Source organism: Paracoccus sp. (in: a-proteobacteria), assembly GCF_039808215.1.
GTDB lineage: Bacteria > Pseudomonadota > Alphaproteobacteria > Rhodobacterales > Rhodobacteraceae > Paracoccus.
This window is the reverse complement of record NZ_JBDHSP010000013.1, coordinates 49,126-68,266: the sequence shown is the minus strand read 5'-3', so window position 1 is coordinate 68,266 and position 19,141 is coordinate 49,126. Positions and strand designations below refer to the sequence as shown.

21 protein-coding genes and 1 tRNA gene are annotated in these 19,141 nt (G+C 70.1%); 12 read left to right on the top strand and 10 right to left on the bottom strand.

Annotated elements, in window-relative coordinates; genetic code table 11:
- Nucleotides 1–270: 270 nt before the first annotated feature.
- The 4 genes from WMK75_RS07055 to leuB all read right to left on the bottom strand — a co-directional run bounded on the left by WMK75_RS07055 (nt 271) and on the right by leuB (nt 2,996).
- Nucleotides 271–549: a hypothetical protein gene (locus WMK75_RS07055; protein WP_347266962.1), complete on the bottom strand. Its 279-nt coding sequence runs from the start codon at nt 547–549 to the stop codon at nt 271–273.
- Nucleotides 550–729: 180 nt separating this feature from the next.
- Nucleotides 730–806, bottom strand: a tRNA-Pro gene (locus WMK75_RS07050).
- 57 nt (nt 807–863) lie between these two features.
- Nucleotides 864–1,817 (bottom strand): DMT family transporter, encoded by a 954-nt coding sequence (locus tag WMK75_RS07045; RefSeq protein WP_347266961.1) that lies wholly within the window; start codon nt 1,815–1,817, stop codon nt 864–866.
- A gap of 60 nt (nt 1,818–1,877) precedes the next feature.
- Nucleotides 1,878–2,996 (bottom strand): 3-isopropylmalate dehydrogenase, encoded by a 1,119-nt coding sequence (gene leuB, locus WMK75_RS07040; RefSeq protein WP_347266960.1) that lies wholly within the window; start codon nt 2,994–2,996, stop codon nt 1,878–1,880.
- 113 nt (nt 2,997–3,109) lie between these two features.
- On the opposite strand from leuB, the gene WMK75_RS07035 reads away from it, so the two are divergent.
- Complete coding sequence (locus WMK75_RS07035; protein WP_347266959.1) at nt 3,110–3,907, top strand: uracil-DNA glycosylase; 798 nt, start codon at nt 3,110–3,112, stop codon at nt 3,905–3,907.
- On the opposite strand, the gene WMK75_RS07030 is transcribed toward WMK75_RS07035, so the two are convergent.
- On the bottom strand, nt 3,883–4,662 hold the full coding sequence (locus WMK75_RS07030) for a protein-disulfide reductase DsbD domain-containing protein (protein WP_347266958.1): 780 nt from the start codon (nt 4,660–4,662) through the stop codon (nt 3,883–3,885). The genes WMK75_RS07035 and WMK75_RS07030 overlap by 25 nt on opposite strands.
- A gap of 111 nt (nt 4,663–4,773) precedes the next feature.
- Here WMK75_RS07030 and WMK75_RS07025 point away from each other — a divergent pair, with 111 nt between their 5' ends.
- Complete coding sequence (locus WMK75_RS07025; RefSeq protein ID WP_347266957.1) at nt 4,774–5,343, top strand: YqgE/AlgH family protein; 570 nt, start codon at nt 4,774–4,776, stop codon at nt 5,341–5,343.
- Here the strand turns inward: WMK75_RS07025 and WMK75_RS07020 are convergent.
- A complete protein-coding gene (locus tag WMK75_RS07020) occupies nt 5,340–6,290 on the bottom strand; it encodes an L-threonylcarbamoyladenylate synthase (RefSeq protein ID WP_347266956.1) in 951 nt (316 codons plus the stop codon). The genes WMK75_RS07025 and WMK75_RS07020 overlap by 4 nt on opposite strands.
- A gap of 116 nt (nt 6,291–6,406) precedes the next feature.
- On the opposite strand from WMK75_RS07020, the gene WMK75_RS07015 reads away from it, so the two are divergent.
- The 4 genes from WMK75_RS07015 to WMK75_RS07000 are packed head-to-tail and all read left to right on the top strand — an operon-like array spanning nt 6,407 to nt 10,015.
- On the top strand, nt 6,407–8,098 hold the full coding sequence (locus WMK75_RS07015; RefSeq protein ID WP_347266955.1) for an acyl-CoA dehydrogenase: 1,692 nt from the start codon (nt 6,407–6,409) through the stop codon (nt 8,096–8,098).
- Entirely contained in the window at nt 8,095–9,117 is a 1,023-nt protein-coding gene (locus WMK75_RS07010; RefSeq protein ID WP_347266954.1) for an MBL fold metallo-hydrolase, read from the top strand. Before WMK75_RS07015 ends, WMK75_RS07010 begins: the two co-directional genes overlap by 4 nt.
- Nucleotides 9,118–9,177: 60 nt before the next feature.
- On the top strand, nt 9,178–9,330 hold the full coding sequence (locus tag WMK75_RS07005; protein WP_347266953.1) for an aa3-type cytochrome c oxidase subunit IV: 153 nt from the start codon (nt 9,178–9,180) through the stop codon (nt 9,328–9,330).
- Between the two features lie 25 nt (nt 9,331–9,355).
- Complete coding sequence (locus WMK75_RS07000) at nt 9,356–10,015, top strand: hypothetical protein (protein WP_347266952.1); 660 nt, start codon at nt 9,356–9,358, stop codon at nt 10,013–10,015.
- Here the strand turns inward: WMK75_RS07000 and WMK75_RS06995 are convergent.
- Complete coding sequence (locus tag WMK75_RS06995; protein ID WP_347266951.1) at nt 9,991–10,320, bottom strand: AzlD domain-containing protein; 330 nt, start codon at nt 10,318–10,320, stop codon at nt 9,991–9,993. The two genes, WMK75_RS07000 and WMK75_RS06995, sit on opposite strands and share 25 nt — an antisense overlap.
- Nucleotides 10,317–11,093, bottom strand: coding sequence for an AzlC family ABC transporter permease (locus WMK75_RS06990; RefSeq protein ID WP_347266950.1), 777 nt, complete (start codon nt 11,091–11,093; stop codon nt 10,317–10,319). The genes WMK75_RS06995 and WMK75_RS06990 overlap by 4 nt, the downstream gene beginning before the upstream one ends.
- Nucleotides 11,094–11,165: 72 nt before the next feature.
- Between WMK75_RS06990 and WMK75_RS06985 the strand changes: the two genes are divergently transcribed.
- Complete coding sequence (locus WMK75_RS06985; protein ID WP_347266949.1) at nt 11,166–11,747, top strand: GNAT family N-acetyltransferase; 582 nt, start codon at nt 11,166–11,168, stop codon at nt 11,745–11,747.
- 4 nt (nt 11,748–11,751) lie between these two features.
- Here the strand turns inward: WMK75_RS06985 and WMK75_RS06980 are convergent, their stop codons facing one another.
- Together WMK75_RS06980 and greA are read right to left on the bottom strand one after the other, a co-directional pair.
- Nucleotides 11,752–12,681, bottom strand: coding sequence for a hypothetical protein (locus tag WMK75_RS06980; protein WP_347266948.1), 930 nt, complete (start codon nt 12,679–12,681; stop codon nt 11,752–11,754).
- A 15-nt stretch (nt 12,682–12,696) separates the two neighbouring features.
- Complete coding sequence (greA, locus tag WMK75_RS06975) at nt 12,697–13,167, bottom strand: transcription elongation factor GreA (RefSeq protein WP_347266947.1); 471 nt, start codon at nt 13,165–13,167, stop codon at nt 12,697–12,699.
- A 245-nt stretch (nt 13,168–13,412) separates the two neighbouring features.
- On the opposite strand from greA, the gene WMK75_RS06970 reads away from it, so the two are divergent.
- The 5 genes from WMK75_RS06970 to acpS all read left to right on the top strand — a co-directional run bounded on the left by WMK75_RS06970 (nt 13,413) and on the right by acpS (nt 19,140).
- Entirely contained in the window at nt 13,413–15,059 is a 1,647-nt protein-coding gene (locus WMK75_RS06970; RefSeq protein ID WP_347266946.1) for an electron transfer flavoprotein-ubiquinone oxidoreductase, read from the top strand.
- Nucleotides 15,060–15,154: 95 nt separating this feature from the next.
- Nucleotides 15,155–17,050 (top strand): tetratricopeptide repeat protein, encoded by a 1,896-nt coding sequence (locus WMK75_RS06965; RefSeq protein WP_347266945.1) that lies wholly within the window; start codon nt 15,155–15,157, stop codon nt 17,048–17,050.
- Nucleotide 17,051: 1 nt separating this feature from the next.
- Complete coding sequence (locus WMK75_RS06960) at nt 17,052–17,873, top strand: 4-(cytidine 5'-diphospho)-2-C-methyl-D-erythritol kinase (protein ID WP_347266944.1); 822 nt, start codon at nt 17,052–17,054, stop codon at nt 17,871–17,873.
- 30 nt (nt 17,874–17,903) lie between these two features.
- Entirely contained in the window at nt 17,904–18,638 is a 735-nt protein-coding gene (locus tag WMK75_RS06955; protein ID WP_347266943.1) for a pyridoxine 5'-phosphate synthase, read from the top strand.
- Between the two features lie 46 nt (nt 18,639–18,684).
- On the top strand, nt 18,685–19,140 hold the full coding sequence (acpS, locus tag WMK75_RS06950; protein ID WP_347266942.1) for a holo-ACP synthase: 456 nt from the start codon (nt 18,685–18,687) through the stop codon (nt 19,138–19,140).
- The last annotated feature ends 1 nt before the right edge of the window (nt 19,141 follow it).

The following is a 19,141-nucleotide window of genomic DNA, read 5'->3' as shown; positions in this document are numbered from 1 at the left end:
TCACCCCCGCCGTAACCGTGCGCAGGATGAATCATGTTCCGTAAATCAGGTCGAGGGCCGACTTCTTCAGCAGACTGTTAGAGACGAGGCTAGGGCTTGCCCCTAGTAGGCTGCTGAAACAGTCAAACGGGGACCAAGGGTGATGCTGAGAAGCAGGAAAACGCCTCGGCACACCCCCAAAAGTCAGGTTTTCGCAGCCATATCTGCCAGTTTAGGGAAGATTTCCGCTGGAGCACGGCCCGAATACACTTTTTCAGCAGTCTGCTAGGCTCAGCACGCTTTCACCTCGCCGCGCGCGGCATGGCTGGCCGCTCTTTCGATTTCGCTGCGGCTGCCATGCTGCACTGCCGTCAGGCGGCTCTCCGCCCGTTTCGGAACGCGGGGGTCGGTGATCGCCGCGCGCTGGATGAACGGCCGCTTTGCCAGCTTGCTGCGATTGCCATGCCGCACCCCTATCAGACTGCTTTCCGCCCTTATCGCCGATCTAACAGAAGACGCTGCGCTGGAGACGAGCGAGCGCGGGATGAGTGCTCGACCGCCCAGACACATCGTTAGGCACCCTGTCGCCGCCAGCGTCGATAGCGGCATTTAGTCGACCCTGCTGCGTGCTCGCCGAGTGCGCAGCATTATTTTAATATAATTCAATATACTATAGATAGTCCAGCCTCATCACGAGGCAGTTCCCGTGATTAAAAATGCAGAGCTATCTGCCTTTTATCAACTGGCTCTTGGTCGGAGCGAGAGGATTCGAACCTCCGACCCCCTGCTCCCGAAGCAGGTGCGCTACCAGGCTGCGCTACGCTCCGACCGTGCGGGGCAGGTAGCCCGCGGCCGCGCGGAATGCAAGAGGCAATCGTGCAAAATCAGTCGCGCCCCCGCAGCAGGCGCTGCAGCAGGTTCCAGCGCGGCGAGGTGACGGATTCGTTGCCGGGCTTGGCCTCGCTGGCCGGGCGCAGCCGCGAGGCGCCGAGCCTTTCGCGCATCAGGATGTAAAGGCCCGAGGCGATGATCAGCGCCGCGCCGGCGATGGTCGGCAGGTCGGGACGTTCGTCGAACAGGAACCAGCCGTAGGCCACCGCCCAGAGCATCTGCGAATATTGCATCGGCGCGACATTGGCCGCCTCGCCCGCCTGATAGGCCAGGATCAGCAGGAAACCCGCCGCCAGCCCCAGCACCGCGATCACCCCGGTCAGCGCCAGGTCCCCCAGTTCCATCGGCCGGTAGGCAAGGCTCAGCGAAGCGCCGGTCAGCAGAAAATTCCCGATCATCGGCCACAGCAGCAGGATCACCGTGCGCTCGGACCGGCCCAGCTTGCGCACCGCGATCGCCGACATCGCCGAGGCGCTGGCCCCGGTCAGTGCCGCCAGATGGCCCAGGCTGAGCGCCGTCGCCCCGGGCCGCAGCACGATCAGCACCCCGCAAAGCCCGGCGATGACCGCGAACATGCGGTGCAGCCCGACCTTTTCCCCCAGAAGCGGGATCGACAGCAGCGTGACCAGCAGCGGCGCCGCGAACAGGATGGAATAAACCTGCGCCAGCGGCAGCACGGAAAAGGCGTAAAAGCCGCAGACGCCCGAGGTCACGATGCAGGCCGAGCGCAGCCCGACCCAGAACGGGTTGCGCGGCCGCAGCGTGCCATGCGTCGGGTCGCGCAGCAGCAGCACCGCCAGCGGCGGAAAGGACAGGATGGCGGAAAAGAACAGGATCTGCAGCGCCGGATAGGTTTCCCCCAGCAGCTTGATGATCACGTCATGGGTCGAATAGATGCCCATGGACAGCAGGGCAAGCAGCGCACCCCTGACATTTCCGGCCGTCATTACGCTCTCCGCGCGCCATCTGGCGACAGGGGTCGCGCCCGCCAGGGGCGCGGCCGTGACCTATTGCGCGGAAAGTGCCGCGACGATGTGATCGCCCATCTCTGCGGTCGAGACCGGCGTGCCGCCCTCGGCCCCCATCAGGTCCCCGGTGCGCACGCCGTCGGCCAGAACCTTCTCGACCGCGGCCTCCAGCATGTCGGCCTCGGTCCCGAGGTCATAGGAATAGCGCAGACACATGGCAAAGCTCAGGATGCAGGCGATCGGATTGGCCTTGCCTTGCCCGGCGATGTCGGGGGCCGAGCCGTGCACCGGCTCATACATGGCCTTGGGCCGGCCATTCGCCATCGGCGCGCCAAGGCTGGCCGAGGGCAGCATGCCAAGGCTGCCGGTCAGCATCGCCGCCGCATCCGAGAGAATGTCGCCGAACAGGTTGTCGGTCACGATCACGTCGAACTGCCGCGGGTTCCTGACCAGCTGCATGGCGCCGTTGTCGGCATACATGTGCGACAGCTCGACCTGCGGGTATTCGTGGTCATGCACCCATTGCACTTCCTCGCGCCACAGGATGCCCGATTCCATGACATTGGCCTTTTCCATCGAGCAGACGCGGCCCGCGCGCTTCCTGGCCAGGTCGAAGGCGGCGCGGGCGACGCGGCGGATCTCGCCGCTGGTATAGCGCTGGGTGTTGACGCCGACGCGGCCGCCCTCGTTGCCGGGGGTCGGGTCGGGGGAAATGCCGCGCGGCTCGCCGAAATAGACGCCCGAGGTCAGTTCGCGCACGATCAGGATGTCGAGCCCGGCGACCACCTCGCGTTTGAGCGAGGAAAAATCCGCCAGCGCGTCGAAGCACTGCGCCGGGCGCAGGTTGGCAAACAGGTCCATCTCCTTGCGCAGGCGCAGAAGGCCGCGCTCGGGCTTCAGGCTGAAGTCCAGACTGTCGTATTTCGGGCCGCCGACCGCGCCCAGCAGCACCGCGTCGACCGCCTGCGCCCGCGCCATGGTCTCGTCGGCCAGCGGCACGCCATGCCGGTCATAGGCGGCGCCGCCGACCAGATCCTCGCTGACATCGAAGGTCAGGCCGCGGTTCGTCTCGAACCAGCCGATGACCTTGCGCACCTCGGCCATGACCTCGGGGCCGATGCCATCGCCGGGCAGGATCAGCAGGGAATAGGTCGTCATCGCACATGTCCTCCGGTTTCGATGGCTTCGCCTCGCGTATCGCCGCACGGCAACAGCGTCAAGGGAATGACCCGGCGCTTGCCGCAGGCACCGGCGCGGCCTAGCTTGCCGCCATGACTGCAGAACCGGACTTCAGGGGATTCGCGCTGGACGGCGCCACGGCGCTGGCGCTGTTGCAGTGGCAGGCCGAAATGGGCGCGGACGAGCCCTGTCTCGACGCGCCGCTCGACCGCTATGGCCCGGAGGAGCTGATCACCCCTGCCGCTGCCCCTGCCCCTGCCCCGGCGGCGGATCTGCTGGCCCGCGCCGAGGCCCTGGCGCTGGCCGCCACGACGCTGCCGGCGCTGGCCGCGGCGCAGGAAGGCTTCGACGGCATCGAGCTGCGGAAGGGCGCGCGCAGCTTCTGCTTTGCCGACGGCCATGCGGCGGCCCGCGTCATGGTCATCGGCGAGGCGCCGGGCGAGGAGGAGGACCGGCAGGGCCGCCCCTTCGTCGGCCGCGCCGGCCAGCTTCTGGACCGGATGTTCGCCGCCATCGGCCTGTCGCGCCAGGCGGTCGATGCCGAGCACGCGCTTTACATCGTCAATGTCCTGCCCTGGCGGCCGCCGGGCAACCGCCAGCCGCAGCCGGCCGAGATCGCGCTGATGCTGCCCTTCCTGCGCCGCCATGTCGAACTGGCCCGGCCCGATGTTCTGGTGCTGATGGGCAACACGCCCTGCGCCGCGGCACTGAACCGCCAGGGCATCCTCAAGCTGCGCGGACAGTGGACCACAGGTTTCGGCCTGCCGGCGCTGCCGATGGCGCATCCCGCCTATCTGCTGCGCACGCCGCTGGCCAAGCGCGAGGCCTGGGCCGACCTGCTGACGCTTGCGGCACGGCTTGACGCTCAGCCCGACGCGGCGCAGCCCTGAAACTCGACCGCGCCACCCTCGCCGATCAGGGTGATGCGCAGCGCCGCGGGGTCCAGCGCGAAGGGCTTGCCCGAGGCTGCGATGAAATCCGCGCGCGCGCTGAGCCGCCCGTCCTCGCGCCCGATCTCGGGGGCCGAGACCCAGACCTCGGCGCCCATCAGTTCCATCGCCACATCCGCGCCGGCGCCGGCGGCGCTGTCGGGCAGGGTGGCATGGACCTGCATGCCGTCGCCGATCTCGGAGATCTCGCAGGCGGGCTGCGCCGGCGAGCGTTCGGGCTGGCTGGCGATCGCCGCCCGGATCGCGGGATCGGGCGCAGCACCCGCCGGCCCGGCGGCCAGCGCCAGCTGCGCCGGCACGCAGATGTCAAGGCAAAGCCCGAAATCCACCACGGCGCGCAGATCGACCGGACGGGCCGGATCCTGCGGGGTGACCTCGATCGGCAGGATCAGCTCGTCGTGATAGCCCAGCGTGCGCTCGCCGCCCGAATCGATCACCTCGGGCCGCGGCCACAGCAGCCGCGCCGCGCCCAGGTTTCGCGAGCCCTGCCAGTCGAACCGCGGCGGCACGCCGGTATCGCCCGGGCTGCGCCAGTAGGTCTTCCAGCCCGGTTCAAGCCGCAGCCTCAGCGCCGAGATGCGCCGGCCCTCGGGCGTGACCCAGCCGGGCAGCAGTTCCGCCGAGGCCAGGCCGGGCGGCAGGTCCTGCGCCAGCGCCGGCGCGGCAGTGATGAGCAGGAGCGCGATGATCCTCATGCCGTCCTTCTTGCCGCAATCGCGCTCCGACGTGAAGTCACGATGCCGGCAATGCCTTGCGAAACCGCCACAAAGGACCGATCCTGAGGCAAAGCCAGCACGGAGCGGACCATGGACCAGGCCAGCAATCTGACCGGCAAGCTGCTGATCGCCATGCCCGGCATGCGCGACCCGCGATTCGAACATTCCGTCATCCTGATCTGCGCCCATTCCGAGGACGGCGCCATGGGGCTGGTGGTGAACCGCCCCCTGCCCGAGATCGGGTTCTGCGAATTGCTGGCACAGCTCGGCATCGATGCCGGGCGCGAGGCACTGGACATTCCCGTGCGCTTTGGCGGCCCGGTCGAGCCGGGGCGCGGCTTTGTGCTGCATCACGTGGCGCAGGGCGAGGCCGACGAGAACCGCCTGCGCATCGCCGAGGATCTGGCGATGTCCACCACCCGCGACATTCTCGAGGATTTCGCCCGTGGCCGCGGCCCGCTGCCGGCGCTGCTGGCGCTGGGTTATGCCGGCTGGGGCCCGGGACAGCTGGATTCCGAGATCCGCGACAATGGCTGGCTGACCTCGGAACGCGGCGACGAGATCATCTTCGGCGCCGACAATGCCGGCAAGTGGCGGGCGGCGCTGAAATCGCTGGGCATCGACCCGCTGCTGCTGTCACCCGACGCCGGCCACGCCTAGCGCGGCGCGGCGGCGCGGCGCAACCGGTCGTTGATCGCCGCGCCCAGCCCGTGGCCGGGCACCGGCGCCACGGCGATCGGCCGGCCCAGCGCATCGGCCTGCCGAAGCAGATCGAACAGCCGCGCCGCCGCCTCGGCCAGATCGCCCGAGGCGCTCAGCGTCATCTCGCCCGCGACGGGGCCAAAGCCGATCAGCACCTCGCCCGGGCGCGCGCCCAGCGCCTCCAGCCGCAGGCTGGCGCGCGGCGCATAATGGCTGGAAAGCTGGCCCGGCGAATTCGGCGCCCGGTCATGGAGAGCGGGCGGGACCGGCGCCCGGCCCAGCACCGCGGCCACCGCCTCGGCGGCGATGCCGCCCGGGCGCAGCAGCATGGGCCGGCCTGCATCCCAGCCGATGATCGTCGATTCGACCCCGACCGCGCAGGGCCCGGCATCCAGCACCGCGGCGATGCGCCCGCCAAGCCCGGTATCAGGGTCGGCGACATGGCCGGCCGTGGTCGGGCTGATCCGCCCCGAGGGATTGGCCGAAGGCGCGGCCAGCGGCTCGCCGAAGGCGCGCAGCAGGGCCTGGGCCGCCGGATGCGCCGGCACCCTTATCGCCACCGTGTCATGCCCGGCCGTCACCAGCCCGGCGATGCCGGCATCCTGCCGCAGCGGCAGCACCAGCGTCAGCGCGCCCGGCCAGAAGGCCTGCGCCAGCGCCCGGGCCGGGGCATCGAAATGCGCGATGCGCTCGGCCGCCTCCAGGTCGGGCAGATGCACGATCAGCGGGTTGAAGCTGGGCCGGCCCTTGGCCTCATAGATGCGGGCGACGGCGCGGGCGTTGCGCGCGTCCCCGGCCAGGCCATAGACGGTCTCGGTCGGCATGGCGACCAGTTCGCCCGCAGCCAGCAGCGCGGCGGCACCGGCCAGGCCCTCGGCATCGGGAAAAAGCACAAGCGTCTGCATTCGTTACGTCGGGTTGTGGTTGCCGCTTGCCGGCCGGGAAATATGATCCGCCGACAGGGCTTCAGTTACGCGCCACAGCCGGATTTGCCAAGGCGCGACATGAGGAGGGCAAGACCATGGCCTATCGGGCGCCTGTCGGACAGATCGAATTCATCCTGAACAGGGTCGCGGGGTTTGCACAACTGGCCGGCACCGGGCTGTTCGCCGAGGCCACGCCCGAGACCGTGAGTGCGATCCTCGCCGAGGCCGGCAAGCTGGCGACCGAGGTCATCGCCCCGGTGAACCGCGCCGGCGACCTGACCCCGGCGCGGCTGGAGAACGGCCGGCTGCGCTCGAGCCCCGGCTATGCCGAGGCGTTCCGCGCCCTGGCCGGGGGCGGCTGGATCGGCCTTTCCGCGGCCCCGGAATTCGGCGGCATGGGCCTGCCGCAAAGCCTGAACATGGCGGTGAACGAGATGGTCGCCGCCGGCTGCCTGGCGCTGCAGCTCAATCCGTTGCTGACCCAGGGCCAGATCGAGGCCCTGCAGCATCACGGCAGCGCGGCGCTGAAGGCGCTTTACCTGCCGAAGCTGATCTCGGGGGAATGGTCGGGCACGATGAACCTGACCGAGCCCCAGGCCGGCTCGGACGTGGGGGCGCTGAGGAGCCGCGCCGAACGCGCCGGCGACGGCAGCTATCGCATCACCGGGCAAAAGATCTTCATCACCTGGGGCGACAGCGACCTGACCGAAAACGTCTGCCATCTGGTGCTGGCGCGGCTGCCCGACGGCGGCCCCGGCACCGCGGGCATCAGCCTGTTTCTGGTGCCGCGCCAGATCCCCGACGCCCAGGGCCGGCCCGGCCCGGCCAATGCGCTGCGCGTGGTCAGCCTTGAACACAAGCTGGGCATCCACGGCAGCCCGACCTGCGTGATGAGCTTCGAGGGCGCCACCGGCTGGCTGGTGGGCGAGGAACACCGGGGCATGGCCGCCATGTTCACCATGATGAACTGCGCCCGTCTTGGCGTCGGCATGCAGGGCGTGGCCCAGGCCGAGGCGGCGCTGCAGCAGGCCGTGGCCTATGCGCAGGAACGCCAGCAGATGGGGCCGATCATCCGCCACCCCGACGTGCGGCGCATGCTGGCCGAGGCCCGGGCCGAGGTCTTTGCCGCCCGCGCCATCTGCATGTCCTGCGCCGTGGCGCTGGACATGGCGCGCGCCACCGGCCTTGAGGACTGGCAGGCGCGCGGCGCACTGCTGACGCCGATCGCCAAGGCGCATGGCACCGATGTCGGCATCCGCGTCGCCGATGCCGCGGTGCAGGTGCATGGCGGCATGGGCTATATTGAGGAGACCGGCGCCGCCCAGTATCTGCGCGACGTGCGCATCACCGCCATCTACGAGGGCACGAACGGCATCCAGGCCATGGATCTGGTCGGGCGCAAGCTGGCCGACGGCGGCAATGCCGCCATGGCGCTGCTGGACGAGATCCTCGACGGCGCCAAGGCGGCCCAGACCACCGAACCCGAGCTGGCCAACCAGGTCTGGCAGGCGGCCGAGACGCTGCGCGAGGCGACGCAGGATCTGCTCGAGCAGCCGCCCGCCGGGCGCTTCGCCGGCGCCGTGCCCTATCTGGCCGCCTTTGCCCGGGTGCTGGGGGCGCATTTTCACCTGCGCGCCGCGACCCAGGGCGGCAGCAGGGCGCTGGCCCGGGTCTATGTCAGCCGCATCCTGCCGCATTTCGCCGCCGATCTGGCCGCGGCCCGTGCCGGGGGTGACGACCTGCAGGCGCTTGACGACGCAGTGCTTCTTGGTCACATGGCCGGGTGATACTGAGCGAGACCCACACCCCCCCGGCCGAAGGCGAGGCCCATGAGATCGCCCCCGGCGTGCTCTGGCTGCGGCTGCCGCTGCCCTTCCGGCCCGATCACGTCAATGCCTATGCCTTTCTCGACGGCGACGGCTGGACGCTGGTCGACACCGGCATCGACAGCCGCCGCTGCCGCGCCATCTGGCAGCAGATCCTGCGCGGCCCGCTGGCCGGCGCGCCGGTCACGCGGCTGATCGCCACCCATCACCACATCGACCACATCGGCCTTGCCGGCTGGTTCCAGGCGCAGGGGGCGGAACTGTGGACCTCGCGCACCGCATGGCTGATGGCGCGCATGTCGGTGCTGGACCTGCAGGAACGCCCGACGCCGCAGGCCATCGCCTTCTGGCGCCAGGCCGGCATGCCGGCGGATCTGCTCGAGGAGCGCAGCTTCGAGCGGCCCTTCAACAGCGCCGATTTCTGCGCGCCGCTGCCGCCGGGCTATCGCCGGCTGTGCGAGGGCCAGCAGATCCGCTTCGGCAAGCGCGACTGGGTGCTGCGCATGGGCAATGGCCATGCGCCGGAACATGTCACGCTGTGGTCGCTCGACGACGATCTGGTGATCGGCGGCGACCAGCTGCTGGCGACGATCTCGCCCAATCTGGGCGTCTACCCGACCGAGCCCGGCGCCGACAGCGTCGGCGACTGGCTGGAAAGCGCGACCCGGCTTGCGGGTTTCGCCGACCCCGGGCAACTGGTCCTGCCCGGCCACAAGCTGCCCTATCGCGGCCTGCCGACCCGGCTGCGGCAACTGGCCGAAAACCAGCGCGCCGCGCTGGAGCGGATGCTGGCCGGGCTGCGCGAAAAGCCGCGCAGCGCCGTGGACTGCTTTCCCCTGCTCTATCGCCGCCACATCGCGAAACCCGAGTTCGGCCTGGCGCTGGCCGAGGCGGTGGGCCACATCAACCACCTGCAGGCGACCGGCAGGGCGTGGCCGGCGGGCAGGTCCGCCGCGGGCGCCACGCTTTGGGGGGCGTGACAGCGGCGCCGGCTTGCGCTATCCCTGAGCGCAATATCGCGCGCAGAAACGGACAGGATCATGGCCTCGCACAACGACATCACCCCGCACAAGCACGGTGAAATGGACATCCGCCACCATCAGGCGACCTTCGCCGGCTTCATCAAGGTCTCGGTCTGGGCGATCGTGCTGTCGATCTTCGTGCTGATCTTCATGGCGCTTGCCAACGCCTGACCTCCGGACGAAAGACTGAAATTCCATGCAAAGGCGCAGTTTCCTTGCACTGGCGCTGCCGGCCGCGCTTGCGGCTTGCGGTGCCGATCACAAATGGGCCAGCGACGAGGCGGTGCGGCGCGCGCGCTATGTCTCGGACGAGCCGCCCTCGATCACGCTTCTGACCGTCATCGGCATCCCGCGCGGCGAAGGCGGGCATTCGGCGCTGATGATCAACGGCAGCCAGCGGGTGATCTTCGACCCGGCCGGCAGCTGGGAACATCCCGCCATCCCCGAACGCGGCGACGTGCTTTACGGCATCACCCCGAATTTTCGCAATTTCTACATCGACTACCACGCCCGCGCGACCTATTGGGTGGCCGAGGACAGCGTGGCGGTGCCGCTGGCGGTCGCCAATGCCGCCATCCGCGAGGCCGAGTCCCAGGGCGCCACGAACAAGAGCTTCTGCGCCGCCTCGACCGGCCAGGTGCTGCGCCGCGTGCCGGGGTTCGAGGCCGCGCCGGGCGGGTTCTCGCCGCTCAAGCTCAGGGCCTGGTTCCTGACCCTGCCGGGCGTGACCTCGAAAAGGCACATGGACGGCGATCCGGCCAACAACCACGACGTGCTGCTGCGCCAGAAGAACGGCATCATCGCCGGCTACGGCCCCGACGGCCAGCTTCATCAGATCAGGAAAAGCGCCAGATAAAGCGTCGCCATGCCGGCAAGGATCGCCGCCAGGATGTTGCGGGTCAGCAGCCCCGCCGCCAGCGTCGCCAGCGCCGCGATCATCCGCGCCGGGTCGGCCTCGCCATGCGTGGCCGCCGGCCAGACCACCAGCGGCGCCACGATCGCCGGCAGGACGCCCACGGCGGTATAGCGCAGCAGCCGCTGCACCCAGCCCGGCATGCTGCGCCGGCCAAGCGCCCCCAGAAATGACCAGCGCAGCAGATAGGTGCCAAGGCCCGAGCCAAGGATGATCAGCCAGATCGTGGCGCTGCCGTAGCCGGTCATCGCGGCACCCCCCTGCGGCGTTCGAGCAGGATCTCGGTCCCGGCGCCGGCCAGCATGGCCAGCGGCGCCGCCACGAACAGCCCCAGCCCCGAAGGCAGGAAGGCAAAGACCAGCGCCCCGACCGTGGCGACCAGCGCCGCCGCCAGATGCGCCAGCGACCGCAGCATCGGCGCCACCAGCGCCAGGAAGGTGATGGGAATGGCGAAATCCAGCGCCCAGCTTTCGGGAATGGCATTGCCGGCCCAGACGCCCAGCAGCGTGGCGATGAACCAGGGCACGGCGGTGGCGAATGTCGTGCCGAGGAAATAGCTGACGCGCTGCTCGATGCGCAGGCGCGGGTGTTTCTCGAACTGCTGCAGCGCCAGGGCGAAATTCTGGTCGAACAGGCAATAGGCGATCCAGGCGCGGTCGCGCGGCTGCGCCTCGCCCAGCCAGGGCACCAGCGCAGCCGAATACATCGCCAGCCGCAGGTTCACCGCGATGGCCGAGACGACGACCACGAAGGCCGGCGCATGTTCGCTCATCAGTTGCACCGCGGTGAATTGCGAGGCCCCCGCCAGGACCAGCACGGTAAAGCCGATGATCTGCCCGAGGCTCAGCCCGGCGTCCGAGGCCAGCACCCCGAACAGCATGCCGAAGGGCAAGAGCACCAGCACGAAGGGCAGCGCCTGCACGAAGCCGTGGCGCACGCAGGCCGCGGGGCTGCGCCGCAGCGCACGCAGCTGCTCGGGGCTGAGATCAGCCGTGGCGGCGGCATCGGCGGGCAGGGACATGGTGAAATGCGCTCGTCAATCGGGTAGGGTTGCGACAGATAGGCGCATTCCGCCGCGAAAGACAAGCAAGCCATGACCCCAGCCCCGGCCCGGATCCTGCACGGCATCCCGCCCGAACTGGCGCCTGCGGCGGCGGCGCTTTACTGGCGCCATTTCGGCGCCCAGATCCAGCCGCTGCCGACCGGGCCGCGCCAGGGGCTGGCGCTGGTCAGGGCGCTGATGCGGCCCGATCACGCGCTGCTGGCGCTGTCGCCCTCGGGGCGGCCGGTCGGCATCGCCGGGCTGCGCGACAGCCGGGGAGGGCTGCTGGCGCCGGATGCCGCGGGATTCCTCGGCGTCTGGGGTCCGCGCCGGGGCCTGCTGCGCCATCTGCTGACCGGGCTTTACCGGCCGGGGGCGGCGACGGCGGACATGATTCTCGACGGGGTGGCGGTCGCGGCCCCCTGGCGGCGGCGCGGGCTGGCGCGCGCCCTGGTCGCGGCAGCCGCCGCCCGGGCCAGCGCGCACGGGCATGAGGCGCTGCTTGCCGAGGTCGCGGCCGGCAATGGCGTTGCGCTGGCGGCCTGGCAGGCGATGGGCTTTCGGCCGGTGGCGCGCCAGCGCCTGGGCTGGCCCTGGTCCGCCCCGGCGGTGGTGCTGCGGCTGGCGCTGTAGGCGCTCAGCCGGCCTCGGCCGCGGGCTCGGCCCGGCCCAGCATGCCGCTGACCTGCGCCAGCAAAAGGAAGGCCCGGCCCGAGCGCGATTCGGCCAGCATCGCCAGCAACTGCGCATCGCCGGCCTGCGCCCGTTCGCCCAGCAGCCGATCGAACTGGCGCAGGAAATGCTGGGCCACGTCGCGAAACACCTCGTCGCTGCGCATCATCGCCCCGGCACTGGCCAGCGCCACCGGGTCCTGGATCGCGGCAAGCCCGGTCAGGGCCTCGCCGCGCGCGCCCCGGGCAAGGTGCTGCCACAGCGCCGGGTCGGCCTGCGGCAGATGCAGCTCGTCCATGTAGACACCCTGCCCGGCCAGCAGCGTCACCACATCCTGCGCGGCGCGGATCAGCCCGGCCAGGCGCGGATCGGCCAGCGCCAGGCGCAGGCAGCGAATCGCCTCGCGGTCATCGGGACCGTCGGGAAAGTTCAGGGCATGGAACAGTTCGGGCGCGGTCAGTTCCGCCACCTCGGCCGCCTCGGCCGCCGGTTGGCGCGGCGTGCTGGCGCGCGGCGGCGGCGGGGCGCGTCGGCGCGGCGGCAGGGTATCGCGCGGCGTGCCGGGTTCGATCGCAGGCAGCGCATCGCCCGGGCTGGCCGCGGCCTGCATGCGCGCCAGTTCCGCGCGCAGGCTCAGCGCCTCGTCGCGCAGCAGCGACAGGCTGCGCGCCGACCAGACCGCCAGCCAGACCAGCGCCAGCGGCAAGAGCACGCCCACCAGCCACATGACCCAGCCCGCGCCGGATTGCGCGGCGCCGGGCTCGGGCTCGGGCGCCAGCCAGGCAAAGAGCGCCACCAGCGCCAGCCAGGCCAGGCTGACGCCGGCCCCGATCACCAGCGCCCGGCCGCGCGCCTGTTCGGCCGCCATCCGGCGCAGGACCTCCAGCGTGTTCATCCCCGGCCCCTTTCCTCAGACATAGCGGATCGCGATGATCTCATAGGATTTTCCACCGCCAGGGGTCACCACCTCGACGCTGTCGCCCTCATCCTTGCCGATCAGCGCCCGCGCCAGCGGCGAGCGCAGGTTCAACAGCCCGCGTTCCAGATCCGCCTCGGCCTCGCCGACGATCTGATAGGTGCGCTCCTCCTCGGTATCCTCGTCGATCAGGGTGACGGTGGCGCCGAACTTGACCGAGCCGGCCAGTTTCGAGGTGTCGATCACCTCGGCGCGCGAGATGATCATCTCGAGCTCCTTGATGCGGCCCTCGACGAAGCTCTGCTTTTCCCGGGCGGCGTGGTATTCGGCGTTTTCCGACAGGTCGCCATGCTCGCGCGCCTCGGCGATGGCGCGGATCACCGCCGGGCGCTCGACCGCGCGCAGCTGGCGCAGCTCCTCGTCCAGCAGGTCATAGCCCGCGCGGGTCATCGGTATCTTTTCCATTCCAGTCCTTCCGGTCGCAAGCCTGCGACGCCAGTCAACGCGAAACAAGGTGCGGGAACGCCCCCGACCATCGGCCGGGGGCGCCCGCAGAAACTCGGAAGGCATCAAAGCCGGTTCCGCCCGGCGTTTCAAGCCCCGCCTGCGGGCGCCCCGCCCCCGCGCCCCCGCGTTGCGATTGCCGGCAGGATTATTACAGGCTAGTGCGAGGGCGCAGTTGCCAGAGCCAGGGAATGGAGGGCCGAGCCATGACTGAAGTGATCCGCGAGTCCATGGACTATGACGTTGTCATCGTGGGCGGCGGCCCGGCCGGCCTGTCGGCGGCGATCCGGCTGAAGCAGGTCAACCCGGAACTTTCGGTGGTGGTGCTGGAAAAGGGCAGCGAGATCGGCGCCCATATCCTGTCGGGCGCGGTGCTGGACACCTCGGGGCTGGACCGGCTGATCCCCGACTGGCAGGAGCGGGGCGCTCCGGTCACCACCGCGGTCACCCGTGACAATTTCTACCTGCTGGGCGAGGCGGGCGGCATCCGGGTGCCGAACTGGCCGATGCCGCCGCTGATGTCGAACCACGGCAAATATATCGTCAGCATGGGCAATGTCTGCCGCTGGCTGGCCAGCGAGGCCGAGGCGCTGGAGGTCGAGATCTTTCCCGGCATGGCCTGTTCGCAACTGGTCATGGATGGCAGCCGCGTCGCCGGCGTCGTCGCCGGCGAGATGGGGCTGAATGCCGACGGCACCCCCGGCCCGAATTACGAGCCGGGGATGGAACTGCGCGGCAAATATGTCTTCATCGCCGAGGGTGTGCGCGGCAGCCTCGCCAAGCAGCTGATCGCGCAATACGATCTTTCCGCCGGGCACGAGCCGCAGAAATTCGGCCTCGGCATGAAGGAGATCTGGGAGATCGACCCCGAGAAGGCCCGCCCCGGCACGGTGACCCACACCATGGGCTGGCCGCTGGGCAAGAATGCCGGCGGCGGCAGCTTCATCTATCATCTCGAGGGCAATCAGGTGCTGGTGGGCTTTGTCGTGCACCTGAACTACGCCAATCCGCATCTTTACCCCTATATGGAGTTCCAGCGCTTCAAGCATCACCCGATGGTCGCGGAACTGCTGCAGGGCGGCAAGCGCGTGGCTTACGGCGCGCGGGCGATCAGCGAGGGCGGCTGGCAGTCGATCCCGAAACTGACGGTGCCGGGGGCGGTGCTTCTGGGCTGCTCGGCCGGGCTGGTCAATGTGCCGCGCATCAAGGGCAACCACAATGCCATGCTGTCCGGGATCGCCGCCGCCGAGGCCGCGGCCGCCGCGATCGCCGCCGGCCGCGCGGGCGACGAGTTGACCGATTATGAGGCCGAGCTGCGCAGCGGCGACATCGCCGCCGATCTGAAGCCGGTGCGCAACGTCAAGCCCTTGTGGTCGAAACTGGGGCTGAGCGCCTCGCTGATGCTCGGCGGCCTTGACATGTGGGTGGCGAACCTGACCGGCTGGAACCCGCTGGGCACCTGGAAACACGGCAAGACGGATGCCCAGGCCACCGGCAAGGCGCGTGACTTCAAGCCGATCGACTATCCGCGCCCGGACGGGAAGCTGTCCTTCGACCGCCTGACCAATGTCAGCTTTTCCTTCACCAACCATGAGGAAAGCCAGCCCTGCCACCTGAAGCTGAAGGATCCCTCGCTGCCGATCCGGGTGAACCTGCCCGAATATGACGAGCCGGCGCAGCGCTATTGCCCGGCCGGGGTCTATGAGGTGCTGCCGGGCGAGGACGGGCCGCGTTTCCAGATCAATTTCCAGAACTGCGTGCATTGCAAGACCTGCGACATCAAGGACCCCAGCCAGAACATCGACTGGACCACGCCGCAGGGCGGCGACGGGCCGAACTACCCGAACATGTGATTGCCGGACCGGCCCCCCCGGCCTGGCGCGGCGTTGCCCAATGCCGCGACGGCCGCTAGGTTCGCCGGGCCATCTGCCAAGGAGCGGGCCAAGCCGTGACCACAAGACTGATCCCGCTGGCGCTGATCGCGCTGACCGCAGCGCCGGCGCTGGCGCTGCCGCCTGGCCCCGTCCCCGGCCCCGTCCCCGTCGCGGACTGGCCGCAACTGGCGCAGTCCGAAACGCCCGCGCCCCAGGACAGCGAGCGGCCCGCGCACCGGCCCGCGACGCCGGCCACGCCAGCCGTTCCGGCCGCCACCTTCGATCTGCATGGGCTGGCCGGGCCCTATCTGGCGGCGCGCATGGCAGCGATCCAGAACGATTTTGGCGCCGCCGCCAGCTATTATCTGCAGGCGCTGGCCCAGGATGACACCGACCCCTATCTGCAGGACAGCGCCCTGGTCTCGCTGATCTCGGCCGGCGAGATGGAGCGCGCGGTGGCGCTGGCGCTGACCATGAGCGACCAGGGCCGCGCCACGGAACTGGCGCGGCTGGTGCAGCGCAGCGAACTGGCGCGCGCCGGCCGCTGGGCCGATCTGGTCGCCGCCATCGACGCAACCCCCGGCACCCAGCCGACCGAGACCCCGGTGGGCGCCGTGCTGGTCGACGGGCTGATCCGGGCCTGGGCGCTGCTGGGTGCGGGCAAGGCCACGGAATCGCTGGAATCCTTTCGCAAGCTGCTTGAGGTGCAGGGCGCGGCGCCGATGGTGAACTATCACCTGGCGCTGGCCCGGGCCAAGGTCGGCGATTTCGAGGGCGCCGAACTGCTGCTGGCCGATCCCGAGACCGGCAGCCATATCCTTGGCATCATCGCCCGGGCACAGGTCCTGTCGCAGCTCGAGCGCAACCGCGACGCCATCGCCATGCTCGAGGCCACACCCGGCTTTGCCGAGGAACCGCAGCTGCTGGCGATGCGCGACCGCATGGCCAAGGGGGAGACCCTGGCCTTCGACGCCATCCGTGGCCCGGCGGACGGCATCGCCCAGGTCTATCTGACCTTCGCCTCGGTGATGGCCGGCGAGGAGGATCCCGACCCGCTGGCGCTGATCCACGCCCGGCTGGCGGAATATCTGGCCCCCGACATGGGCGAGGCGCGGCTGCTGGCGGCGCAGATGCTGCAGGGCTTTGGCCAGTTCGACCTGGCCGAGACCGAATTCGAGACCCTGCGCAAGCAGGGCGAGATGCGCCCGGTCGCGGAACTGGCGCGCATCGACGCGCTGGCGCGGGCCGACCGGCTGGACGATGCCGAAAAGGCGGCGCTGGCGCTGACCGCGGCGCATCCGGAACTGGCGCCCGGCTGGGTCGCGCTGGGCGATCTTCTGCGCCAGCAGGACAAGTTCGCCCAAGCGGTGCCGGCCTATGACAAGGCGCTGAGCCTGATCGACCCGAAACACGGCGAGGCGCGCTGGTTTCCGCTTTACGCCCGCGGCATTGCGCTGGAACGCTCGGGCAATTTTCCCCGCGCCGAGGCCGATTTCCGCGCCGCGCTGAAGATCCGCCCGGATTCGGCGCAGGTGCTGAACTATCTCGGCTACAGCCTGGTCGACCGCAGCGAAAAGCTGGACGAGGCGCTCGAGCTGATCAAGCGCGCGGTCAGGCTGCGCCCCGACGACGGCTATATCCTCGATTCCCTGGCCTGGGTCTATTTCCGCCTCGGCCATTACGACGAGGCGGTGGCGCCGATGGAACGCGCCGTCGCTGCCATGGCGGGCGATGCGCTGGTCAACGACCACATGGGCGACATCTACTGGATGGTCGGCCGCCAGCGCGAGGCCGAGATCCAGTGGCGCCGGGCGCTGTCGCTGGAACCCGAGACCGAGGCCGAGGCCAAGCGCATCCGCGCCAAGCTGGAACGCGGCCTCGACGCGGTGCTGGCCGAGGAAAAGCAGAATGGCGGCAAGCTGCCCGAGGCGCGCCCGCCGGCGCCCGAAAGCCAGCCGCCCCAGGACTGACATGGCCCTGCCCCGGCGCGAGCCCGCCCCCGCGAAGCTGAACCTGACGCTGCATGTCACCGGCCAACGCGCCGACGGCTATCACCTGCTTGATTCGCTGGTGGTGTTCCTGGAACTGGGCGATGTGGTGACGCTGGCCGAGGGGCCGCTGTCGCTGGCGGTGACCGGCCCCTTTGCCGGCGACCTGGACCCGGGGCCGGACAATCTGTGCCTGCGTGCGGCGCGGCTGGCCGGGCGCGAGGCGGCGATCACCCTGGAAAAGAACCTGCCGGTGGCCTCGGGCATCGGCGGCGGCTCGGCCGATGCGGCGGCGGTGCTGCGCGCGCTGGGGGCGCCGGCGCGGGGCAGCGAGGCGCTTGGCGCCGATCTGCCGGTCTGCATGGCCGGCCGGCCGGCGCGCATGCGTGGCCTGGGCGAAATCCTCGCGCCGCTGCCAGCGCTGCCGGCCCTTGACCTGCTGCTGGTCAACCCCCGCCGCGCGCTGGCCACGCCCGCGGTGTTCGCGGCGCTCGCGCAGCGCCAGAACCCGCCCATGCCCGAGCCGCTGCCGCCCTTTCCCGACCGCGCCGCGCTGATCGCCTTCCTGCACACCTGCCGCAATGACCTTCAGACCCCGGCGATGCGGCTGCTGCCCGAGATCGCCGAATGCCTTGCGGCGCTGCGCGACGCGGGCGCGGCGCTGGCGCGCATGTCTGGCTCGGGTGCGACCTGCTTTGGCCTGTTTGCCAGCGCCGCAGCCGCCGAGGCGGCGCGCGCCCGCATCGCCCGCGCCCGGCCCGGCTGGTGGCTGGCGACCTCTGGACTTGCGCCGACAAAACCCTAACCTGCCGCAGACACTATCGGGAGAAACACCATGCTGCGCCTTGGCGTCAACATCGACCACGTCGCCACCGTCCGCAATGCCCGCGGCACACCCTGGCCCGACCCGCTGCGCGCCGCCGAACTGGCCGAGACCGCCGGCGCCGACGGCATCACCGCGCATCTGCGCGAGGACCGCCGCCACATTACCGACGCCGACATCGACCGGCTGGCGGCAAACCTGCGCCTGCCCCTGAACTTCGAGATGGCCGCGACCGCGGAAATGCAGGCCATCGCGCTGAAACATCGCCCGCATGCCGTCTGCATTGTCCCCGAAAAACGCGAGGAACGCACCACCGAAGGCGGGCTCGACGTGGCGGGGCACACCGCCTTCCTCGCCGATTTCATCGCCCCCCTGCGCGAGGCCGGCTGCCGGGTGTCGCTGTTCATCGGCCATGAGCCCGCCCAGATCGAGGCCGCCGCCCGCATCGGCGCCGCGGTGGTCGAACTGCACACCGGCGCCTATTGCGACCTCGACACCGAAGGCCGCAAAGCCGAACGCGACGCCGAGCTTGCGGCCCTGCGCCAGGGCGCAGCGCTGGCCGCCGGCCTCGGGCTCGAGGTCCACGCCGGTCACGGCCTCACCTTCGGCAATGTCGCCCCGATCGCCGCCATCCCGCAGATCGTGGAGTTGAACATCGGCCATTTCCTGATCGGGGAAGCGATCTTTCTCGGCCTCGATGGCGCCATCCGCGAGATGCGCCGCCGCATGGACGCGGCGCGGGGCTGACTTCTCTGTTCCCCAAATACTCATATCCGGCAGGACCATCAGGCAGATGATTCTCGGCATCGGCACCGACCTGTGCAACATCGACCGCATCGCCGGCGTGCTCGCGCGCCATGGCGACCGCTTTCGCAAGCGCGTGTTCACCGAACGCGAACTGGCGCTGGCGGCGCGGCGCCGGCATGAGGCTGCGACGCTGGCCAAGCGCTGGGCCGCCAAGGAGGCCTGTTCCAAGGCGCTTGGCACCGGCCTGGCCATGGGCATCGCCTGGCGCGACATGGCGGTTCAGAACCTGCCCGGCGGCCAGCCGGTGATGGAACTGACCGGCTGGGCGGCGGCGCGGCTGGCGGCGATGACCCCGCCCGGACATCGCGCGCGCGTCCATGTCACGCTGACCGACGACCACCCCTGGGCGCAGGCCTTCGTGGTGATCGAGGCGCTGGCCGAGAACGGCCACGGCTTGACTTTGCCGCTCCAAGCCCCCCATGAACGCGCGACTTCCGCATGAA

Coding starts and splice junctions, on each gene's coding strand:
- greA (WP_347266947.1), bottom strand. CDS start 13,167: ATGGAAAAGATACCGATGACCCGCGCGGGCTATGACCTGCTGGACGAG.
- WMK75_RS07035 (WP_347266959.1), top strand. CDS start 3,110: ATGACTGCAGAACCGGACTTCAGGGGATTCGCGCTGGACGGCGCCACG.
- WMK75_RS07020 (WP_347266956.1), bottom strand. CDS start 6,290: ATGCAGACGCTTGTGCTTTTTCCCGATGCCGAGGGCCTGGCCGGTGCC.
- WMK75_RS07045 (WP_347266961.1), bottom strand. CDS start 1,817: ATGACGGCCGGAAATGTCAGGGGTGCGCTGCTTGCCCTGCTGTCCATG.
- WMK75_RS06995 (WP_347266951.1), bottom strand. CDS start 10,320: ATGACCGGCTACGGCAGCGCCACGATCTGGCTGATCATCCTTGGCTCG.
- leuB (WP_347266960.1), bottom strand. CDS start 2,996: ATGACGACCTATTCCCTGCTGATCCTGCCCGGCGATGGCATCGGCCCC.
- WMK75_RS06985 (WP_347266949.1), top strand. CDS start 11,166: ATGACCCCAGCCCCGGCCCGGATCCTGCACGGCATCCCGCCCGAACTG.
- WMK75_RS07000 (WP_347266952.1), top strand. CDS start 9,356: ATGCAAAGGCGCAGTTTCCTTGCACTGGCGCTGCCGGCCGCGCTTGCG.
- WMK75_RS06960 (WP_347266944.1), top strand. CDS start 17,052: ATGGCCCTGCCCCGGCGCGAGCCCGCCCCCGCGAAGCTGAACCTGACG.
- WMK75_RS06970 (WP_347266946.1), top strand. CDS start 13,413: ATGACTGAAGTGATCCGCGAGTCCATGGACTATGACGTTGTCATCGTG.
- WMK75_RS06990 (WP_347266950.1), bottom strand. CDS start 11,093: ATGTCCCTGCCCGCCGATGCCGCCGCCACGGCTGATCTCAGCCCCGAG.
- WMK75_RS07015 (WP_347266955.1), top strand. CDS start 6,407: ATGGCCTATCGGGCGCCTGTCGGACAGATCGAATTCATCCTGAACAGG.
- acpS (WP_347266942.1), top strand. CDS start 18,685: ATGATTCTCGGCATCGGCACCGACCTGTGCAACATCGACCGCATCGCC.
- WMK75_RS06955 (WP_347266943.1), top strand. CDS start 17,904: ATGCTGCGCCTTGGCGTCAACATCGACCACGTCGCCACCGTCCGCAAT.
- WMK75_RS06980 (WP_347266948.1), bottom strand. CDS start 12,681: ATGAACACGCTGGAGGTCCTGCGCCGGATGGCGGCCGAACAGGCGCGC.
- WMK75_RS07055 (WP_347266962.1), bottom strand. CDS start 549: ATGTGTCTGGGCGGTCGAGCACTCATCCCGCGCTCGCTCGTCTCCAGC.
- WMK75_RS07025 (WP_347266957.1), top strand. CDS start 4,774: ATGGACCAGGCCAGCAATCTGACCGGCAAGCTGCTGATCGCCATGCCC.
- WMK75_RS07030 (WP_347266958.1), bottom strand. CDS start 4,662: ATGAGGATCATCGCGCTCCTGCTCATCACTGCCGCGCCGGCGCTGGCG.
- WMK75_RS07005 (WP_347266953.1), top strand. CDS start 9,178: ATGGCCTCGCACAACGACATCACCCCGCACAAGCACGGTGAAATGGAC.